This window comes from Telluria sp. ZB4P36 (genome assembly GCF_059685865.1).
Window position 1 is genome coordinate 89,396 of the sequence record NZ_JCASIE010000014.1, and the last position, 19,641, is coordinate 109,036.

General features: G+C 65.7%; 19 protein-coding genes. 2 read left to right on the plus strand and 17 right to left on the minus strand.

Features of this window, described 5'->3' with window-relative positions:
- Nucleotides 1-73 precede the first annotated feature (73 nt).
- Nucleotides 74-814: a GntR family transcriptional regulator gene (locus tag AC56LK_RS17880; protein ID WP_497185832.1), complete on the plus strand. Its 741-nt coding sequence runs from the start codon at nt 74-76 to the stop codon at nt 812-814.
- On the opposite strand, the gene AC56LK_RS17885 is transcribed toward AC56LK_RS17880, so the two are convergent.
- From AC56LK_RS17885 to AC56LK_RS17935, 11 genes are all read right to left on the minus strand, one after another.
- Entirely contained in the window at nt 815-1,606 is a 792-nt protein-coding gene (locus tag AC56LK_RS17885) for an SDR family oxidoreductase (RefSeq protein WP_497185833.1), read from the minus strand. It lies immediately after the preceding gene.
- A 95-nt stretch (nt 1,607-1,701) separates the two neighbouring features.
- A complete protein-coding gene (locus AC56LK_RS17890) occupies nt 1,702-4,455 on the minus strand; it encodes a M16 family metallopeptidase (protein ID WP_497185834.1) in 2,754 nt (917 codons plus the stop codon).
- A 74-nt stretch (nt 4,456-4,529) separates the two neighbouring features.
- Entirely contained in the window at nt 4,530-4,979 is a 450-nt protein-coding gene (locus tag AC56LK_RS17895) for a CBS domain-containing protein (protein ID WP_497185835.1), read from the minus strand.
- 85 nt (nt 4,980-5,064) lie between these two features.
- Complete coding sequence (locus AC56LK_RS17900) at nt 5,065-5,415, minus strand: DUF3579 domain-containing protein (RefSeq protein WP_497185836.1); 351 nt, start codon at nt 5,413-5,415, stop codon at nt 5,065-5,067.
- A 115-nt stretch (nt 5,416-5,530) separates the two neighbouring features.
- On the minus strand, nt 5,531-6,490 hold the full coding sequence (locus tag AC56LK_RS17905) for a CobD/CbiB family protein (protein ID WP_497185837.1): 960 nt from the start codon (nt 6,488-6,490) through the stop codon (nt 5,531-5,533).
- Nucleotides 6,491-6,610: 120 nt separating this feature from the next.
- Complete coding sequence (locus AC56LK_RS17910; RefSeq protein WP_497185838.1) at nt 6,611-7,279, minus strand: CoA pyrophosphatase; 669 nt, start codon at nt 7,277-7,279, stop codon at nt 6,611-6,613.
- Nucleotides 7,280-7,360: 81 nt separating this feature from the next.
- Nucleotides 7,361-7,747 (minus strand): 50S ribosomal protein L19, encoded by a 387-nt coding sequence (gene rplS, locus AC56LK_RS17915; RefSeq protein WP_497185839.1) that lies wholly within the window; start codon nt 7,745-7,747, stop codon nt 7,361-7,363.
- A 110-nt stretch (nt 7,748-7,857) separates the two neighbouring features.
- Nucleotides 7,858-8,619 carry a tRNA (guanosine(37)-N1)-methyltransferase TrmD gene (gene trmD, locus AC56LK_RS17920; protein ID WP_497185840.1) on the minus strand — a complete coding sequence of 254 codons (762 nt, stop codon included), beginning with the start codon at nt 8,617-8,619 and terminating at the stop codon, nt 7,858-7,860.
- A 26-nt stretch (nt 8,620-8,645) separates the two neighbouring features.
- Nucleotides 8,646-9,185 (minus strand): ribosome maturation factor RimM, encoded by a 540-nt coding sequence (gene rimM, locus AC56LK_RS17925; RefSeq protein ID WP_497185893.1) that lies wholly within the window; start codon nt 9,183-9,185, stop codon nt 8,646-8,648.
- A 41-nt stretch (nt 9,186-9,226) separates the two neighbouring features.
- Nucleotides 9,227-9,475: a 30S ribosomal protein S16 gene (gene rpsP, locus AC56LK_RS17930; protein WP_036216003.1), complete on the minus strand. Its 249-nt coding sequence runs from the start codon at nt 9,473-9,475 to the stop codon at nt 9,227-9,229.
- A gap of 158 nt (nt 9,476-9,633) precedes the next feature.
- Entirely contained in the window at nt 9,634-10,386 is a 753-nt protein-coding gene (locus tag AC56LK_RS17935; RefSeq protein ID WP_497185841.1) for an AAA family ATPase, read from the minus strand.
- An 87-nt stretch (nt 10,387-10,473) separates the two neighbouring features.
- Between AC56LK_RS17935 and AC56LK_RS17940 the strand changes: the two genes are divergently transcribed.
- Nucleotides 10,474-10,887, plus strand: coding sequence for an NINE protein (locus AC56LK_RS17940; protein WP_497185842.1), 414 nt, complete (start codon nt 10,474-10,476; stop codon nt 10,885-10,887).
- Between the two features lie 70 nt (nt 10,888-10,957).
- On the opposite strand, the gene AC56LK_RS17945 is transcribed toward AC56LK_RS17940, so the two are convergent.
- From AC56LK_RS17945 to alaS, 6 genes are all read right to left on the minus strand, one after another.
- Entirely contained in the window at nt 10,958-12,748 is a 1,791-nt protein-coding gene (locus AC56LK_RS17945) for an acyl-CoA dehydrogenase (protein WP_497185843.1), read from the minus strand.
- 80 nt (nt 12,749-12,828) lie between these two features.
- Complete coding sequence (locus tag AC56LK_RS17950) at nt 12,829-13,758, minus strand: electron transfer flavoprotein subunit alpha/FixB family protein (RefSeq protein WP_497185844.1); 930 nt, start codon at nt 13,756-13,758, stop codon at nt 12,829-12,831.
- A gap of 19 nt (nt 13,759-13,777) precedes the next feature.
- Nucleotides 13,778-14,527: an electron transfer flavoprotein subunit beta/FixA family protein gene (locus AC56LK_RS17955; RefSeq protein ID WP_497185845.1), complete on the minus strand. Its 750-nt coding sequence runs from the start codon at nt 14,525-14,527 to the stop codon at nt 13,778-13,780.
- 136 nt (nt 14,528-14,663) lie between these two features.
- Nucleotides 14,664-16,424: a hypothetical protein gene (locus AC56LK_RS17960; protein ID WP_497185846.1), complete on the minus strand. Its 1,761-nt coding sequence runs from the start codon at nt 16,422-16,424 to the stop codon at nt 14,664-14,666.
- A gap of 90 nt (nt 16,425-16,514) precedes the next feature.
- Nucleotides 16,515-16,742, minus strand: coding sequence for a sulfurtransferase TusA family protein (locus AC56LK_RS17965; protein ID WP_497185894.1), 228 nt, complete (start codon nt 16,740-16,742; stop codon nt 16,515-16,517).
- Between the two features lie 285 nt (nt 16,743-17,027).
- Nucleotides 17,028-19,637, minus strand: a complete 2,610-nt coding sequence (alaS, locus tag AC56LK_RS17970) for an alanine--tRNA ligase (protein WP_497185847.1) — start codon at nt 19,635-19,637, stop codon at nt 17,028-17,030.
- Nucleotides 19,638-19,641: the final 4 nt, after the last annotated feature.

The window sequence follows — 19,641 nt, forward strand, 5'->3', positions numbered from 1 at the left end:
CCGCGCCGGGCGTGTCGCGGTCGTCGGCCATGACCTGAAGAGTCCGCGCCCGAAGTAAAGATAGAATGCGGGGATGAACGTACTCGCAGAATTGATGCAATCGGCCGCGGGCGGCGGCAAGCTTCCCCTGTACCAGCAGCTGCAGCAGGCGCTGCGCCGCGCCATCGACGAAGGCGCCTGGGGCTCGGCCTCCGCCCTGCCGGCCGAGCGCCAGCTGGCGCAGGAACTCGGCATCTCGCGCATCACGGTGAGAAAGGCGATCGACGCGCTGGTCGAGGAAGGCCTGCTGGTGCGGCGCGCGGGCGCGGGCAACTTCATCAACACCCGCATCGAAAAGAACTTCGCCAAGCTCAGCTCGTTTTCCGAAGACATGCGGGCGCGCGGACGGGTGCCGCGCAACGAGTGGCTCAAGCGCTCGGAAGGCCTGGTGACGCCCGAGGAAGCGCTGCGCCTGCGGCTCTCGCCGGGCACGCCGGTGTACCGCTTCAACCGCATCCGCTACGCCGACGAGCTGCCGATGTGCCTCGAATACGCGACCATCGCCGCCTTCGCCCTGCCCGCGCTGGATGCGGTGGACGATTCGATGTACGAGGCCCTGCAGGCCACCGGCAACCGCCCGGTGCGGGCGCTGCAGCGGCTGTCGGCGCTGCTGCTCAATGCCGAGCAGGCGCGCCTGCTGCAGACCCGCGAAGGCGAGGCGGGACTGTGCGTGGAAAGGCTGGGGTTTACCCGCGATGGACGGGCGGTGGAGTTCTGCCGCTCTTACTTCAGGGGCGACATGTATGACTTCGTGGCGGAGCTGAATGCCGGCTGATCAAACAACCGTAAACCCGCCATCCACCACCAGTTCATGCCCATTGACGTAGGAAGCCTGCTCCGACGCCAGCCACAGCGCCGCATTCGCGATCTCGACCGTCTCCGCGAAACGGCCCATCGGGTGCGAGGCCTTGAGCTTCTTCTCGCTGGCCGGATCGCGCTCGACGAAACGCGCCAGCATCGGGGTCTTCACCGCCGCCGGGCACAGGGCATTGATGCGGATGCCTTCGCGCGCGTATTCGGCGGCCGCGCTCTTGGTCAGGCCGACCACGGCATGCTTGCTGGCCGCGTAGATCGCGCGGTTCGGCGCGCCCACCAGGCCCGACACCGAGGACACGTTGACGATGGCGCCGCCGCCCTGGACGAGCATGCGGCGCAGCTGGTATTTCATGCACAGCCACACGCCCTTGACGTTGGCACCCATGATGCGGTCGAACTGCTCTTCGTTGCCCTCGGCCAGCGTCGCGCACTCTTCATCGATGGCGGCGTTGTTGATGGCGATGTCGAGACGGCCGTAGTAATTGATGGCCTTCTCGACCATGGCCTCGACCTCGACCGCCTTGCTGATGTCGCAGCGCACGAACAGCGCCTTGCCGCCCGATTCCACGATCATGGCGGCGGTCGCGTGGCCGCCGTCGACCGCCGTGTCGGCCACCACCACCTGGGCGCCGGCGCGGCCGAAGGCCAATGCCGTGGCGCGCCCGATTCCGCTGGACGCGCCGGTCACGAGCGCCACCTTGCCGGCGAACGGCAGTTCGTTCGGCACGTGCGCTTTTAATATCCCTTTCATGATGCTCCTGATATTCCGCAAATAATGCTTCTCAAGGGCAACATTTTAACGCAGCATTGGGTGCCTTGTCACAAACGGGACCTAGTCTGTTGCTTCTAGGGCGAGCCGGCGGCCTTGTTCTGGTCGCCCGCCATCACCACCGACAGTTTCGCAGGGTCGATCGCCTTGCGGAAAGCCGCATTCAGCTGCGGCAGCGTGACCGCCATCAGCTTGCGCTCCAGCTCGGCCGACCATTCGTAGGTGCGGCCGCGGTACAGGAAGGCGGTCCAGCCCGAGGCCAGCACGCCGTCGTTGGTGCGGTTCTGCAGGCGCTGCTGCATCAGGCCCGACTTGGCGTCGGCCAGTTCTGCCGCCGTGAAGCCGCCCTTCAGCGCGCGCGCCAGTTCGTCGCGCACGGCGGCATCCAGCTTGCGCAGGTTCTGCGGGGCGGCGATGGCGCTGATCGAGAAGCTGCCGGCGCGGTCGAGATCTCCCGCCGACAGGTCCGAACCGCCGCCATAGGACAGGCCCTCCTTCTGGCGGATGCGGTCCATCAGGCGCGACTTCAGGCCGCCCTCGCCGAAGGCGTAGTTGGCCAGCATCAGGGCCGGATAATCCGGGTCCTCGAGGTTCAGGTCGAGGTTCATGCGCGCCAGGTAGAAGCCGTTTTCCTTGTCCGGCGTATCCAGGGTCTTGCTGAGCGGCGCCACCTCGGCATGGCGGCGCAGCACCGGCGCCACATTGGCCGGCGCCTTCCACTTGCCGAACAGGCCGTCGACCAGGGGCAGGATTTCCTTCGGATCGAAGTCGCCGACAATTGCCATCTCGGCCGGGTTGGTGTTGTAGAACTCGCGGTGGAAGGCGGCGACGTCTTCCAGGCGCACGGCCTTGAGGTCCTCGATGTCTTCCTCGAGGGTGGTCGCATGGCGCACGTCGCCGCGCGGATACAGGTTGAAGTGGGTAGAGAGCGCGCGCGCCGCCACGCTCTGCGGTTCGGCGCGGCTGGATTCCAGGCCGACCATGATCTGCTTGCGCAGCTGCTCGAACTCGCTCGCCGGGAAGGCCGGCACCTTCAGCACGTGGGCCGCCAGCCTGAGCGCCTCGGGCAGGTGTTCGCGCGTGGTCTGGAAGCTGGTCGGACCGCCCGCCATCTTCAGCTTGTCGAAGGCGTCGGCCAGTTCGGCGCGGCTGTACTTCGCGGTGCCGCGCGTCAGCATGGCGGAAGACAGCGCCGATACCATGCCCTTGCCGAACAGGTTCTTCTCGTCGCCCATGTGCTGGCGCAGGTGGACGGTCACGGTCTCGCCGCGGTTCTTCTTCGGCAGCAGGGCCAGCTTCACCCCGCCCGCCGTGGTGAGCGTGGTGCGCTTCATGATGTTGGCCTGGCTCGGGTCGAAGTCCTCCGACACCAGGCTGGATGCGGCCGGCTTGTAGTCCTTCATGACGGTCTCGACGTTTGGGGCCGCCGGGATCGTGGCGCGCACCGGCGCCTCCTCGGGGATGAAGGTGCCGGTCACGCGGTTGCTGCGCAAGAAGTAGCGGCCCGCGCTGGCTGCCACCTCCTCGCCCTTGAGCTCCTTGATGCGTTCGCGGCCGAGGAAGTACAGGCGCCAGTCGCCCAGCGCGATCGCCTCGGACAGCGCCACGCCGAAGCCCTGCGCGTCGTTCAGGCTGCGTTCGATCGAATTGAGCCAGGAGCGGCGCACCCGCTCCATCTCTTCCGCAGTGGGCGGACGCTTGGCGAAACCTTCCACGGCATCGAGCAGGACTTCGCGCACCGGCTCGATCGGCTCGCCCTTCTTGACCACGGCGCCGTAGAACTGCAGGCCGGGCGCGTAGCCGGTCTGGCCGAAGCTGAAGACCTGGCTCGCCTTGCCGGTCTCGACCAGCAGCTTGTGCAGGCGGCCGTTCGGGGCATCGCCCAGGATCTCGGAAGCGAAGCCGAGGGCTTCGGACTCTTCCTGCAGGTCGGACGGGATCTTGTAGCCGACCGCGACGATCTGGACGTCGCCCTGGCGCCGCACGGCGAAGCTGCGTTCGCCGTCCTGGGTCGGTTCGACGGTCCAGAACTGCGGCAGGGAGCGCTGCGGTTTCGGGATGGCGCCGAACAGGCGCTTGATGGTCGCCAGGGTCGCATTCGGCTCGAACTTGCCGGCCACCAGCAGCACCGCATTGTCCGGCTGGTAATACGTGCGGTAGAAGGCCTGCAGGTTGGCGATCCTGACGTTCTCGATGTCGCTGCGGTTGCCGATGGTCGAGCGGCCGTAGCTGTGCCAGTCGTAGGCCACGCTCTGCATGCGCTTGAACAGCACCTGGGCCGGCGAGTTCTCGCCGCTCTCGAATTCGTTGCGCACGACCGTCATCTCGGAGGCCAGGTCCTTCTGGGCCACCGGCGAGTTGACCATGCGGTCGGCTTCCATCTGCAGCGCCCAGTCCAGGTTGTCCTGCGACGCCTGGAACACTTCATAGTAATTGGTGCGGTCGAGCGAGGTGGTGCCGTTGAAGTCCATGCCGCGCCGCGCGAACTGGCCGGTGATGTCGGGATTCTTTTTCGTTCCCTTGAACAGCAGGTGTTCGAGCAGGTGGGCCATGCCGGTTTCGCCGTAGTTCTCGTGGCGCGAGCCGACCAGGTAAGTGACGTTCACCGTCACGGTCGGGCGCGAGGCATCGGGGAACAGCAGCACCTTGAGGCCGTTGGCCAGGCGGTACTCGGTGATGCCCTCGGCCGAGGGGCCCAGGCTCACGCCCGGCGGCAGGGGCGCGCTCTTCTGCGGTGCCGGCGCGCTCCAGGCGGCGCCGGCCAGAAGGAAGCTGAGGCTACCCGCCACCAACGGCGCGGCCAGGCCGCGCTTGCAATTGATCCAGTTCATGGTGTCCTGTCATGTTGGCAGGACTTTCCATCCTGCATGTTCTTGAACAATGCAGGATGGTAGCAGAGAGGGTGCTACTGGCGGGCCCGGCGCTCGTGCGCTTGTTGATATGGGCTAATACGGGACAATTCTCCCATCTCTTCGGCCAGGAATTCGAGCAGGTCGTCGGCACTGACGATGCCGGCCAGGCTGCCGCCGGCGTCGATGACGGGCACGCGGCGGATGCCGCGCAGGCGCATGTGCTCGATGGTCTCGTAGACGTCGTCGGTTTCGCGCGCGGTGAGCAGGTCGTCGGTCATGATGTCGCCCACCAGCAGGCTGGCCGGATCGAGGCCGGGGGCGATGACGGAGACCACGATGTCGCGGTCGGTCAGGATCCCGACCGGAACGCTGGCGCCGTCGAACTGGTCGACGACGATGATGTCGCCCACGTGCAGGCGGCGCATCATGAGGGCCACGCCCTGCACGGTTTCGTCACGGGTGCAGTGGGCGGCTTCGCTGGTGCAGATGTCGCGGATGTGCATGGTGCGTCCCTCCTCTTTTCCGGGACCAAATGAAAACTGGCGCTATGACTTTCATCATAGCGCCAGTTCCCGAATCCGAAAGGCCTTATGCCGCGGGTTTCTTCTCATCCGGCGGCGGCACGAAGCAGGCATCCGCAAGCTGCAAATCATTGTCCTTGGCGAAGTTCAGCACAAAGTGGTAGGCCAGCGGCTCGACCTGCTGCAGCTCGCGGCTGACGACCACGGCCTTCACGCCGTTGACCATGGTCGGATGGACCCAGGGAGAAAATTGCAGGTGGGCGTTGCGGCCGGCGGCGCCGGGAGCGAAGCAGGACATGACCCCGCACAGGCGCTCGGCCCAGTCGCTGGGACGGAACTGCCTGCCTTTGCTCGTGATGCCCAGGATAAAAAACTCGTCCTTGAGTTTTTTTTCCGTGGTGTGCGGTAACTCGGCCATAGTGCTGCTTGCTGAAACAAGAATACTGCGTGGATGAGAACAACCTCAGCGCAGTATTATATCTTATAGAAGACTGAGGGACGAGGCCTGCCGTGCGGATTGGGACAATTCGCGGTCAGCCGAGCCACACCACGCTCGACAGCAGGAGCAGCAGGATCATCCACAGGATCAGTGCCCGCCACACCAGCCCGACCGTGCTCTGCAGTGCACGCAAATTCGGTTCCTCGCCCGGCAGCACCTCGGTATCGCGGTCGCTCAGGTCGACCGTGGCGGCATCGAGGGGCAGCGGCTCGGGCGCGTTCTCGTTCGGCGTGCCCAGTTTGACACCCATCGCCCCGCCGCCCGCGGCCAGGATGATGCCCTTCGACTCGTCGGCCCAGCGGCGTGCAAAATTACGCCAGGCATAGATCGCGTCCTCGAAATTACCGACCACGGCAAAGGCCACCGCCGTCAGGCGCACCGGGATCCAGTCGATCCAGTAGAAGGCTTTCGCTGCGAACTGGCCGAAGGCCTCGTTGCGCATGTGATCGGGTTCGTTCCAGGCCCGCGCCAGGTATTCCGACACGCGGTACATCACCGCGCCGGCCGGTCCGAGCGGCATCAGGAACCAGAAGAATACGCCGAATACGTTGCGGTGGGTGGTGATCAGGGATTTTTCCACGGCCACGCGGGCGATCTCGGTGCCGTCCATCCCGACCGTATCGAGGCGGGTCCACTCGGCCAGCAACTGGCGCGCACCCGCTTCGTCGCCCTGGTTCAGGGCCAGCTGGATCGAGCTGAAGTAATGGCTGTAGTGGCGGAAGCCGAGCGTCAGGTAGACGATCAGCACGTTCCAGGCAAAGGCCAGCAGCACCAGGTTGTAGCGCATGAAGACCCAGTACACCAGCCAGGTCGGCAGCATCAGGGCCAGCATCATCAGGATCCAGCCCATGCGGCCATTCTTCTGCTCGCCCGCATTGAACCAGCCTTCGATGCGCATCGCCAGACCCTTGATGCCACCGTAGACCTGGTTGTCGGCGCGCAGCGGCTTGAGCTGCTCGATGATCAGCGCGACGAGGATGGAGAAAAATGTCATTCAGGAATCCTTTTTTGTTCTGGCAATACCATGCTGCCCGCTACGATAGCGGAGAAGCGGGCCGGAATCAAATCGGGAAATCGAGTGATCTGGTCCACTGGACAAAATCACGGGTCGGGTTCAGGCCCGCAGGAAGTGGTAGAGATTGCGCAGCATGGCCGCCGTCGCCCCCCAGATGAAGTAATCCTGGTAGGGCATCGCATAGAAGCGGCGCTTGCCCATCCCCTCCGGCAGCGCTACCGAACGGCGCTCGTGGTTGGCGCCGGACATCAAGAAACTCAGCGGCACCTCGAAGATTTCGGCCACCTCGCCCGGGTCGGCATTCAATGCGAAGGGCGGCGTCACGATCGCCACTACCGGCGTGACGCGGTAGGCGCTGATGGTCACGTGTTCGGGCAGCACGCCGATGATCTCGACGTGGCGGCGGTGCAGGCCGATCTCCTCTTCGGTCTCGCGCAGGGCGGTCTCGATCGGCGAGGAGTCCAGCTCTTCGGCGCGGCCGCCGGGAAAGCTGACCTGGCCGGCATGGCTGGACAGGTGGTCGGTGCGCTTGGTCAGCAGCACGGTCAGGCCGTCGGGACGCTCCACCAGCGGCACCAGCACGGCGGCGCGGCGCAGGCGCAGCGCGGGGGCGGCCAGCGCCTCGTCCGAGGCTTCCGGTTCCCACGGCAACGTGCGCGCAAAGCGGGCACGGACCGCTTCGGCGCTCAGCAGCGCTGGCGCGAGCGGCGCTTCGCCGGCCAGGCCTTCGACGGGCATTGCAGTGGGATCGAACACGAGCTTGGTCAAATCACATTCCTAAAGGAAAAAACTGGCGCGCATAAAGAAAAAGGCATCCTTGCGGATGCCTTTTTCAGAGCACAGACGCTATTACTCAGCAGCAGCAGCGGCCGCAACTTTACGCTGTGGCAGCTTTTCTTTGATACGTGCCGACTTGCCCGAACGCTCACGCAGGTAGTACAGCTTCGCACGACGCACGTCACCACGGCGCTTCACTTCGATCGAAGCGATCAGCGGCGAGTACAGCTGGAACGTACGCTCGACGCCTTCGCCCGACGAGATCTTGCGAACGATGAAGTTCGAGTTCAGGCCGCGGTTACGACGCGAGATGACGACGCCTTCGTATGCCTGGGCGCGCTTGCGGTTGCCTTCGACGACGTTGACGCTGACGACAACGGTGTCGCCCGGTGCGAAATCAGGGATCTTGCGGCCGAGGCGCGCAATTTCTTCTTGCTCGAGTTGTTGGATCAGATCCATTTTTATTACTCCAAAAACCATCTTGCTGGCGCTGTACAGGATGCCCAGTAGAGGATGGGGTTGAACATGCGGACAACATGCCCGCCGTTACATGCACACAAGATGCATTCTTACTCGGCAGGCTTGTTCAGCTCTGCCAGAAACTTTTCGTCAAGCTTCGTCAGCTGGCCGGCGGCACGCGCACGCTCCAGCTGGTCCGGCCGTTTCTTCGCGGTCGCCTCCAGCATGCGCTGGCGGCGCCACTTCATGATCTCGGCGTGGTTGCCGCCCATCAGGACCGGCGGCACCGCTTCGCCTTCATAGACTTCCGGACGCGTATAGTGCGGCGAATCGAGCAGGCCGTTGACGAAACTGTCTTCGACCGCCGAGGCTTCGTCGCCCAGCACACCCGGCAGCAAACGCACCACCGCATCCATCAGGGCCATCGCCGGCAGTTCGCCGCCCGAGAGCACGAAGTCGCCGAGCGAGATTTCCTCGTCGATGCAGCGATCCAGCAAACGCTGGTCCACGCCTTCGTAGCGGCCGCACAGCACGACCAGGCCCGGCTCGTCCTTCAGCGCCACCACGCGTTCATGCGTCAGCGGCTTGCCCTGCGGCGACATGAACACCACGCGCGGCGCCGGCAAACCCAGGTCGACCTGGCGCTGCTTCGCAGCGGCGATCGCGGCTTCGAGCGGCCTGGCCAGCATCACCATCCCGGGGCCGCCGCCGTAGGGGCGGTCATCCACGGTGCGGTGGCGGTCTTGCGTGAAATCGCGCGGGTTCCAGATCGTCAGGCCCCAGCGCCCCTGTTCGATGCCGCGCCGGGTCACGCCCGACTGCGTCAAGGCTGCAAACATCTCCGGAAACAAGCTCACGACGTCAAACTGCATCGGGACCTCGCTTCACATTGGACAGGTCAATAATCCAGACCCCAGTCCAGGGTAATCAGTTTCGCGCCCAGGTCGACGTTCTTGACGAACTGCTCGACAAACGGCACGAGGCGCTCCGACACTTTCGCGTCGGGAGCACCAGTATTCTCGGATGCGACGGGAGCGATCCGGAGGATCGACTGCGCGCCGTTGTGCATCATGTCGGTCACCTTGCCCAGGGCTTCGCCCTGCAGGTTGACCACATCCAGCCCGATCAGATCGGACCAGTAGTATTCGTCTTCTTCGAGCTTCGGGAACTCGCTGCGCGACACGTGCACCCCTGCGCCCTTGAGCGCTTCGGCGTCGTTGCGGTCGCGCATGCCGACCAGGGTGGCGACCACGTCGCCGCCATGCATCTTTGCCGTGCGTACCGAGACGGAACGCAGGGCCGGCTTGTCGAGCCACCAGGTCTTGACGCTCAGCAGCGCGTCCGCGTCCACCGAGAACGGGGTGACACGCAGGCCGCCCACAATCCCGAACGCGCCGGACACATAGCCGACCTGAACCAGGTCGTCGGGGACTTGCACCCCGGATGCTGCGGAATCGGTCAAGCCCCGACCTGCCTTACTTAGGCTGCAGGCTGCTGGTTAGCGACCAGGCGAGCAACGGTCGGCGACAGTTGTGCGCCAACGCCTTGCCAGTGAGCCAGACGGTCAGCTGCGATACGCAGGCCGACTTCAGCGCCCGATGCCATCGGGTTGTAGAAACCGATGCGCTCGATGAAACGGCCGTCGCGACGGTTACGCGAATCGGTTGCAACGATGTTGTAGAACGGGCGCTTTTTTGCGCCGCCACGAGCCAAACGGATAACGACCATAATAATTCCAAAAAGTTGTATTGGACGGAGAAAGCCGACGATTATAGCGCGCAAGCCTAGATAGGGGCAAGCGTTAATAGCAACACGGCGGACACGCAACGTGCAGTTCGGCGAATTGCGCATTATCTCCGATTTTTCGCTGCAAGGCCACCGTCGGGCTACTCCTCCCCCATCAGCACGCGCAACATCCTTGACGGATTCGCAAGAAAGTCGCGCGTGACGCGGTAGTGTTCCGTATCTTCGTAGGCGATCTCGCGGATGCCGTGTGCGCCGCATTCGTAGATGATCGCGTTCGGGTAGGCCATCAGGATGGGCGAGTGGGTGGCGATCACGAACTGGCAACGCTGGCCGACCAGGTCGTGCAGGCGGCTCAACAATGCGAGCTGGCGCTGCGGCGACAGGGCCGCCTCGGGCTCGTCCAGCATGTAGAAGCTCTGGCCGCCGAAACGTTCCATGAACAGGGTCAGGAAGGATTCCCCATGCGACTGCTGGTGCAGGGACTTGCCGCCGAAGGAGTCGATGATCGGCGGGCCGCCGGGCCCCTCGTCCAGGCGTTCGATCTCGCTGCTGAGGTTGTAGAAGCTCTCCGCGCGCAGGAAGAAGCCGTCGCGCGGCCGCTCGTAGCCGCGCACGAAGCGCAGGTGCTCGTGCAGGTCCGAATGCGAGGCGAAGGTGGCGAAGTTGAAGTTGCGGCTGCCGCCTTCGGCATTGAAGCCCATGCCGACCGCGATGGCTTCCAGCAGGGTCGACTTGCCCGAGCCGTTCTCGCCGACCAGGAAGGTGACGTTCGGATGCAGCGGCAGGCGCGCGAGGGAACGGATCGCCGGCAGGGTAAACGGGAACACCGGCGGTTCCAGCGGCGCTGTCGGCTTGAGCTGGATTTCGGCGAGGTAGGACCGGGTCTTGAACATCGTCTGGGTACTGGATGGGTTTAAGGCGTGCCTTCCTTGTCATTTTGCACCATACTCCTGTTTTTTCCTGAACTATTGGCAATGCTCATGGCTGTCCGGCACAAGAACAAGACCCTCGCCACCCTGCTCGCCCTGCTGCTGGGCGGCTTCGGCGTCCACCGTTTCTACCTGAAAGGCGCCGCCGACCGCCTCGGGCTGCTGCACCTGTGCAGCCTGCCGGTGACAGGCATCCTGTGGGGCGCGGTGCAGCCGCATCCCTTCTACGTGCTGCTGCCGCTGCTGGTGTCGTATATCGCGGGCTTCGTGGAGGGGCTGGTCATCGGCCTCACGGCGGACGAGGCCTGGGATGCGCAGCACAACAAGGGCAGCGGCAAGAGCTCGCGCTCGAACTGGATGCTGGCGCTGCTGCTGGTGCTGATCCTGGGGGTGGGTGCGATCGTGCTGATCGGGACGATCGCGCGGGTGTTCGACCTGCTGTATACGGGTGGGTCGTACGGCTGACATCCAACGCGGCGCAATGAAAAAAGGCAGCCTTGCGAAGGCTGCCTTTTTTTCACCGACGGCGGAAGCGTCAGAACTGATCCACCTCCAGCGCCAGCACGCCCGGCGCGCCTTCGACAATCGCGGTGCACAGGCCCGGCGCCGTCGACAGCACGTGGTCGGCGAAGAAGCGCGCGGTGGCGATCTTGGCGCGCAGGAAGGAGGCATCGCCCTCGCCCGCCGCCAGCTTCTTCTGGGCCGCGATCGCGGCACGCGCCATCTGCCAGCCGCCCAGCACGACGCCGGCCAGCTTCAGGTACAGCACGCTGCCCGCGAACACGGCGCGCACGTCCGACTTGGCATTGGCCACGACGAAGTCCACCACCTGTTCCAGCGCGGCGGAACCCAGCGCCAGCTGGCGGCGGATGGCCGCGAACTCTTCGCCCTGCAGCTCGCCCAGTTGCGCCTCGGTCGCGCAGACCTGGGCGACCAGGCCCTTGGCCACGGCGCCGCCGTCACGCACGGTCTTGCGGCCGACCAGGTCGTTGGCCTGGATCGCGGTGGTGCCTTCGTAGATGGTCAGGATCTTGGCGTCGCGGTAGTGCTGGGCCGCGCCGGTCTCTTCGATGAAGCCCATGCCGCCATGCACCTGCACGCCGTCGCGCGCCACGTTCTCGCTCATCTCGGTCGACCAGCCCTTGATCACCGGGACCAGGTATTCGTAGACGGCGAGGTTGGCCCTGCGGGTCGCCTCGTCGGCATGGCTGTGCGCGATGTCCGACAGGCTGGCTCCGACGTAGGCCAGCGCGCGCGCCGCCTCGGTCTGGGAACGCATCGACATCAGCATGCGGCGCACGTCCGGGTGGTTGATGATGGCCACCGGGCCCGGCGAGCCGGCCACTTCGCGCGACTGCACGCGGTCCTTGGCGAAGGCGACCGCCTGCTGGTAGGCGCGTTCGGCCAGGCCGACGCCCTGCATGCCGACGCCGAAGCGGGCCGCGTTCATCATGATGAACATGTACTCGAGGCCGCGGTTCTCTTCGCCCACCAGGGTGCCGATGGCGCCGCCGTGGTCGCCGAACTGCAGCACGGCGGTCGGCGAGGCCTTGATGCCCAGCTTGTGTTCGATCGAGACGCAGTGCGCATCGTTGCGCGCGCCCAGCGAGCCGTCGGCATTGACCAGGAATTTCGGCACGATGAACAGCGAGATGCCCTTCACGCCCGCCGGTGCGTCCGGGGTGCGCGCCAGCACGAGGTGGATGATGTTCTCCGCCATGTCGTGCTCACCGTAGGTGATGAAGATCTTGGTGCCGAAGACCTTGAAGGTCCCGTCGCCCTGCGGCTCGGCGCGGGTGCGCACGGCGGCCAGGTCGGAACCGGCCTGCGGCTCGGTCAGGTTCATGGTGCCGGTCCACTTGCCGCTGATGAGCGGCTCGAGGAACAGCTTCTTCTGCTCGCTTGATCCGGCGGTGAGCAGCGCTTCGATGGCGCCGTCGGTCAGCAGCGGGGCCAGTGCGAAGGACAGGTTGGCCGCGTGCAGCATCTCGATGCATGGCGTCGCGACCAGCTTCGGCAGGCCCTGGCCGCCGAATTCGCTCGGATGCTGGATGCCCTGCCAGCCGCCTTCGGCGAAGGCGCGGAAGGCTTCCTTGAAGCCCTTCGAGGTAGTGACGTTGCCGTCTTTCCAGAAGCTCGGCTCCTTGTCGCCGGCATGGTTCAGCGGGGCGACGACTTCGCCGCAGAACTTCGCGCTTTCTTCGAGCACGGCGCTGACGGTGTCGGCGGTCGCATCCTCGCAGCCGGGCAGCTGGTTGATCTCGGCCAGGTTGGCCAGTTCGTTCAGGACGAACTCCATGTCTTTCAGCGGGGCTTGATAGCTCACCTTTGTCTCCTGATGTGAAAACGTCGCCCCGGCGTGGCCCTGGGCCACACGGGAGCGACGGTAAATCGGCTATGAGTGGATCAGCCCAGTTCCTTGACCAGCGCCGGCACGACGTCGAACAGGTCGCCCACCAGGCCGTAGTCGGCCACCGAGAAGATCGGCGCTTCCGGGTCCTTGTTGATGGCGACGATGGTCTTCGAGTCCTTCATGCCGGCCAGGTGCTGGATCGCGCCCGAGATGCCGACCGCGATATACAGGGTCGGGGCGACGATCTTGCCGGTCTGGCCGACCTGCCAGTCGTTCGGCACGAAGCCCGCGTCCACCGCGGCGCGCGAAGCGCCCATGGCGGCGCCCAGCTTGTCGGCCAGCGGCTCGAGCAGCTTGAAGTTCTCGGCCGAGCCGATGCCGCGGCCGCCCGACACGATGATCTTGGCGGCGGTCAGTTCCGGACGATCCGACTTGGCCAGCTCGCGGCCGACGAAGGCCGACTTGCCGACGTCGCCGACAGTCGCGATCTGCTCGACGGCTGCCGAACCGCCGCTCGCTGCGGAGTCGAAGGCAGTGCCGCGCACGGTGATGACCTTCACCGAATCCGACGACTGGACGGTGGCGATGGCGTTACCGGCGTAGATCGGGCGCTCGAAGGTGTCCGGCGATTCGACCTTGGTGATTTCCGAGATCTGGGCCACGTCCAGCTTGGCGGCCACGCGCGGCAGGATGTTCTTGCCGTAGGCGGTTGCCGGCGCCAGGATGTGCGAGTAGCCGCCTGCGATCGCCAGGATCTGCTCGGCGACGTTCTCGGCCAGGCCGTCGGCGAAGTGCGGCGCATCGGCGACCAGCACTTTGCTCACGCCGGCGATCTGCGCGGCGGCTTCGGCGGCAGCGCCGCAGCCGGAGCCGGCGACCAGGATGTGGACCTCGCCGCCACACTGGGCGGCAGCGGTCACGGTGTGGTGGGTAGCGCCCTTGAGGGAGCCATTGTCGTGTTCAGCGATAACGAGTGCGACCATGTTCTTTTCCTAAGTATATTTAGATGACTTTGGCCTCAAGGCGCAGCTTCTGCACCAGGGTCGCCACGTCCGGCACCTTGATGCCGGCCGAACGCTTGGCCGGCTCGACCACTTTCAGGGTCTTCAGGCGCGGGCTCACATCGACGCCCAGGTCTTCCGGCTTGACGGTTTCCAGCGGCTTTTTCTTGGCCTTCATGATGTTCGGCAGCGTCACGTAGCGCGGCTCGTTCAGGCGCAGGTCGGTGGTGATGATGGCCGGCAGGGTCAGGGCCACGGTTTCCAGGCCGCCGTCCACTTCGCGGGTCACGGTCACTTTACCGTCTTCCAGCACCACTTTCGATGCGAAGGTGGCTTGCGGCCAGCCCAGCAGCGCAGCCAGCATCTGGCCGGTCTGGTTCGAATCGTCGTCGATCGCCTGCTTGCCCAGGATAATCAGCTGCGGCTGTTCCTTGTCGGCCAGCGCCTTCATGATCTTGGCCACGGCCAGCGGCTCGGTCTCGACACTGGTCTCGACCAGGATGCCGCGGTCGGCGCCGATCGCCATACCGGTACGCAGGGTTTCCTGGCACTGGGCCACACCCACCGACACCGCCACCACTTCGGTGACCTTGCCGGCTTCCTTCAGGCGCGTGGCTTCTTCCAGCGCGATCTCGTCGAACGGGTTCATCGACATTTTGACGTTGGCGATATCCACGCCGCTGCCGTCGGATTTGACGCGGACCTTGACGTTGTAGTCGACCACGCGTTTGACGGGTACCAGGACTTTCATAGGGTGCCTTTAGAAAATGGAATGGGGACAGACGAAATGGCCTAGATTATATGAGAAATTCGGCTTCAGGTCGAAATTAAAGCACGATCGTGCGATTCCATGCTAGAGGTTTTCTCCTAATTTGCGCATGCGCAAACTAGGGCGCGCCGCGCACCTCGGCGTCGGCGCCGGCCCAGCTTCCCGCCAGTTGCCGCTCGACCGCGCGCAGTTCCGCTTCCTTGCCCTGCCCCGCCAAGGCGCGCGACAGGCCCTGCAAGGCCCAGCCGCCGCCGGGATGGCGCGCCAGGTCGGCGCGGAAGCTGTGCTCGGCCTCGGCGAAGCGGCGCGCGCGCAGCTGCATGGCGCCCAGGCGCAGGCGCGGACCGCTGGCCAGCATCGGCGGCTCGGCGCGGTCGGCGTCCTGCGCGGCCTCGACGGCTTCACGCTGCAGGGCCAGCGCCGCATCCACCTTGCCGTCGGCAAAGGCCAGTTCGGCCGCCAGTTCCCTGGCGGCGCTGCCGGCCAGGCTGCGCAGCATGCGCGGCAGGTAGTCCTTGCCCGGATGCTTCGCCACCAGGGCCTTGGCCTGCGGCTGGACGCGCGCCAGCGCCGCCCGCGCACCGGCCAGGTCGCCGCTGCGTACCATGGCGATGCCGCGCGCCGCACCGGCCAGCACCGGCGCCAGGCCCTGGTCGCCGGCCGGCACCGGCTCGCGCAGCAGGGCGTCCCAGCGCTGCAGGTGCAGCAGGGTCAGGAGCGGCAGGCTGCGTGTGTATTCGGCATAGGCGTGGGTGCCCTTGGCGCGGCCGGCGGCGGCGCGCGCGGTGTCGAGCGCCAATTCGGCCCGGCCTTCCATCAGGGCGCCGAACCAATGGAAATGCGTGTTGTGGCCGCGCCAGTCGAAGGCGACCGAAAAGCCCTGGCGCGCCAGGTCGGCCATCAGGGCTTCATCGGCCGCCACCGCCAGCTGGTTGACGCGGGTGGCGTCGGCATAGCGCCCGACGTGGGCATAGGTGTGCGAGGGCATGTGCAGCAGGTGCGGCGACTTCGGCGCCAGCCGGCCCAGCCGGTCCGCGCTGGGGACCGCGCGCGCCGCCACCTGCACCGCGTCGACGGCGTGGATCATGTAATGGTTCAGCCCCACGTGCTCGGGCGTGCGCGCCAGCGCCGCCTCGAGCAGGTCGGCCACCTCGCCCACCCTGCCGGAGGGTTTGCCGCCGGCTTCCGCCCACCATTCCTGGTCGGTCGCCACCAGTTCGGCCTCGGCATACAGGGCCAGCACGTCGGGATCGTGCGGATGGGCCGCGAGAATCTCGCGCAGGCGCGCCGCGTAGGCGATGTCGCGCGGGTCGGCCGGTTCGCTGCGCGCATTCGCGCCGGGCGCGCGGCAAATCTCCGCGGGCGGCAGCACGGCGCCGCGCGTGCTGGCATGGCCGTAGCGCAGGGCCAGCGACTCGATCAGGGCGCGGTCGCGCGCCGAGACGCCATGCGCTTGCTTGAGGGCGTGGTCGACGTGGCGGATCGCCTCGGCCAGGTCGCCGCGTTTGGGGTTGTTGATGTTGGGTCCGAGCTGCCAGGCGACCGCCCAGGAGCACATCGCGCAGCCCGGGTCTTGCGCCAGCGCCGCCTTGAAGGCGCGGATGGCTTCGGGCCGGTTGAAGGCATAGGCCTGCTCCATCCCCTGCGCGAACAGGCGCCGCGCGGCCCCGTTGGCATGGGAGGGTTCGAGGCTGGCGCCGCCATACCCGTCCAGCTGCGGCGCCTTGGCCCCGCGCTCGACCGGCGCCGGCGGCGCCACCGTGCAGGCGCCGACCAGGGCCAGGGATAGCGTGAGCGTGCCGAAGCGGCGCAGGTGGGCAGAACGGAAGGAGGGACGCATGAGGAAGCCCGTGGCATCGAGAATGGTCGATTCTGCCACAGGGCCGCTGCCGTCAACAGCTTTATCGGAGGTGCGGCCGGATTCTCGGGGCGCGCAGGCCGGGCAGCCTGCGACCCGAGAATACGCAATTTATTTGCGCTGCATCAGGAAGGTGAATTCACCGTTCTCGACGGTGTGGGCCAGCAGGGCGTTGCCGGTCTGCTTGGCGAAAGCCTGGAAGTCGCGCACCGAGCCGGTGTCGGTCGCAACGATGCGCAACACCTGCCCACTCTCCATCTCGGCGAGTGCCTTCTTGGCTTTGAGGATCGGCAGCGGACAATTCAGTCCGCGCGCGTCCAGGTCTCTCTGGAATTCCATGGTGTCAATGTCGATAGTCGTGACGCTCATCGCTAGCCTGCTCAGTGGTGGTGCTCGGAAATCAAATACTACTCCTTTTCCGGCAGTATGACGCAGCGCACCAAAATAGTCACACATTGTTGCAGGGTTGCAACCAATTGTGAAATAGAACATGCTTGCGCACTGTCGTGTGACACTTTCCATGTGGGGGTGGGCCGGGGTGGTGCAAGAGGTGCTTGTGCGATGCGACGAACGCGTAAAAACGCCGCCCGCAGGCGGCGTCTTCATGCGAACGATGCGCAGCGCTTACGCGCGCTCGCCCACCCAGCCGGCCACGCCGGCCAGCGCCTGCGGCAGGTTCGCCGGATCGGTACCGCCGGCCTGCGCCATGTCCGGACGGCCGCCGCCCTTGCCGCCCACCTGCTGGGCGACGAAGTTCACCAGTTCGCCGGCCTTGACCTTGCCGGTGGCATCCTTGGTCACGCCCGCGATCAGGCTGACCTTGCCTTCGAGCACGCTGGCCAGCACGATGGCGGCGGTGCCAAGCTTGTCCTTCAGCTTGTCCATGGTCTCGCGCAGCGCGGTGACGTCGGCGCCTTCCATGGTCGCGGCCAGCACCTTGATGCCGTTCACGTCGATCGCCTTGGTCAGCAGCTCGTCGCCCTGCCCTGCGGCCAGCTTCGACTTGAGCGCAGCCACTTCCTTCTCCAGCGACTTGACCTGGTCCTGCACCTGGGCGATGCGCGACGGCAGCTCGTCCGGACTGGTCTTCAGGGCGCCGGCGGCTTCCTGCAGCTTGCGGTTGATCGACTGCACCAGCGCCAGCGCGCCCTCGCCGGTCACGGCTTCGACACGGCGGATGCCGGCGGCGACGCCGCCTTCCGAGACGATCTTGAACAGGCCGATGTCGCCGGTGCGGGTGACGTGCACGCCGCCGCACAGCTCTTTCGAGGAACCGATGTCCAGCACGCGCACGCTGTCGCCGTACTTCTCGCCGAACAGGGCCATCGCGCCATGCTTGACGGCGTCGTCGAAGGACATGTGCTGCGCCTGGGTGGCGTGGTTCTCGAGGATCTCGCGGTTGACGATGGCCTCGACCTTCGCGATTTCTTCGGCGGTCAGCGGCGCGCCGTGGCTGAAGTCGAAGCGGGTCTTCTCGGCGTCGACCAGCGAGCCTTTCTGCTGCACGTGGCTGCCCAGCACTTCGCGCAGCGCCTTGTGCATCAGGTGGGTCGCCGAGTGGTTGCGGATGGTGCGTGCACGCTTGACGGTGTCGACCTGGGCATCGACGGTGTCGCCGACCTTCAGCGAACCTGCGCGCAGCACGCCGTGGTGGCCGAAGACTTCCGCCTGGATCTTCAGGGTGTCCTCGACTTCGAACTGGCTGGCGCCCGCCTTGATGACGCCCTGGTCGCCCACCTGGCCGCCCGACTCCGCGTAGAACGGGGTGGTGTCGAGCACCACGATGCCTTCCTGGCCGGCCTTCAGCTCCTGGACCGACACGCCGTCGGCGTACAGGGCCAGCACGTGGGTGTTGTGGGTGAGCGATTCATAACCGACGAACTTGGTCTTTTCGCCCGCGTACTCGACCTTGGCGGCCATCTTGAACTTGCCGGCGGCGCGCGCGGTCTTCTTCTGCTGCTCCATCGCGGCCGTGAAGCCTTCTTCGTCGAGCGTGATGCCACGCTCGCGGCAGATGTCGGCGGTGAGGTCGAGCGGGAAGCCGTAGGTGTCGTACAGGGTGAAGGCGGTGGCGCCGTCCAGGTTCTTCGCATCCTTGGCCAGCTGCGCTTCCAGGATCTTCATGCCGTTTTCCAGGGTCTCGCCGAAGCGTTCTTCCTCGGTCTTCAGCACTTGCGCCACGCGCGCTGCCGCTTCGTGCAGTTCCGGATAGGCGGTGCCCATCTCGATGTCGAGGTCGGCCACCAGCTTGTGGAAGAACGGTTTCGTTTGGCCCAGCTTGTGGCCGTGGCGCAGTGCGCGGCGGATGATGCGGCGCAGGACGTAGCCGTGGCCTTCGCTGCTCGGGATGATGCCGTCGACGATCATGAACGAGGCAGCGCGGATGTGGTCGGCGATGACCTTGAGCGAGTTGTTCTCGAGGTCGGTCGCGCCGGTTTCGCGCGCGGCGGCGCGGATCAATGCCTGGAACAGGTCGATCTCGTAGTTGCTGTGCACGTGCTGCAGCACGGCGGCCAGGCGCTCCATGCCCATGCCGGTGTCGATCGACGGCTTCGGCAGCGGGGTCAAGGTGCCCGACTCGTCGCGGTTGAACTGCATGAACACCAGGTTCCAGATCTCGATGAAGCGGTCGCCGTCTTCTTCAGGCGAGCCCGGAGGACCGCCCCAGATGTCGGCGCCGTGGTCGTAGAACACCTCGGTGCACGGACCGCAGGGGCCGGTGTCGGCCATCTGCCAGAAGTTGTCGGAGGCGTAGCGCGCGCCCTTGTTGTCGCCGATGCGGATGATGCGTTCGGTCGGTACACCGACCTCACTGGCCCAGATGTCGTAGGCTTCGTCGTCTTCGAAGTAGACGGTGACGGTCAGCTTCTCGGCCGGCAGCATGTAGACCTTGGTCAGCAGCTCCCAGCAGTAGTGGATGGCATCGCGCTTGAAGTAGTCGCCGAAGCTGAAGTTACCCAGCATTTCGAAGAAGGTGTGGTGGCGCGCGGTATAGCCGACGTTTTCCAGGTCGTTGTGCTTGCCGCCGGCGCGCACGCAGCGCTGCACGGTGGTGGCGCGCGAGTACGGGCGCGTATCCAGGCCGAGGAACACATCCTTGAACTGCACCATTCCGCTGTTGGTCAACAACATGGTGGGATCGTTGCCCGGCACGAGGGGGCTGGAACGGACGATGGCGTGGCCTTTGGACTCGAAGAACTTGAGGAACTTTTCGCGGATTTCGGAGGATTTCATGTCG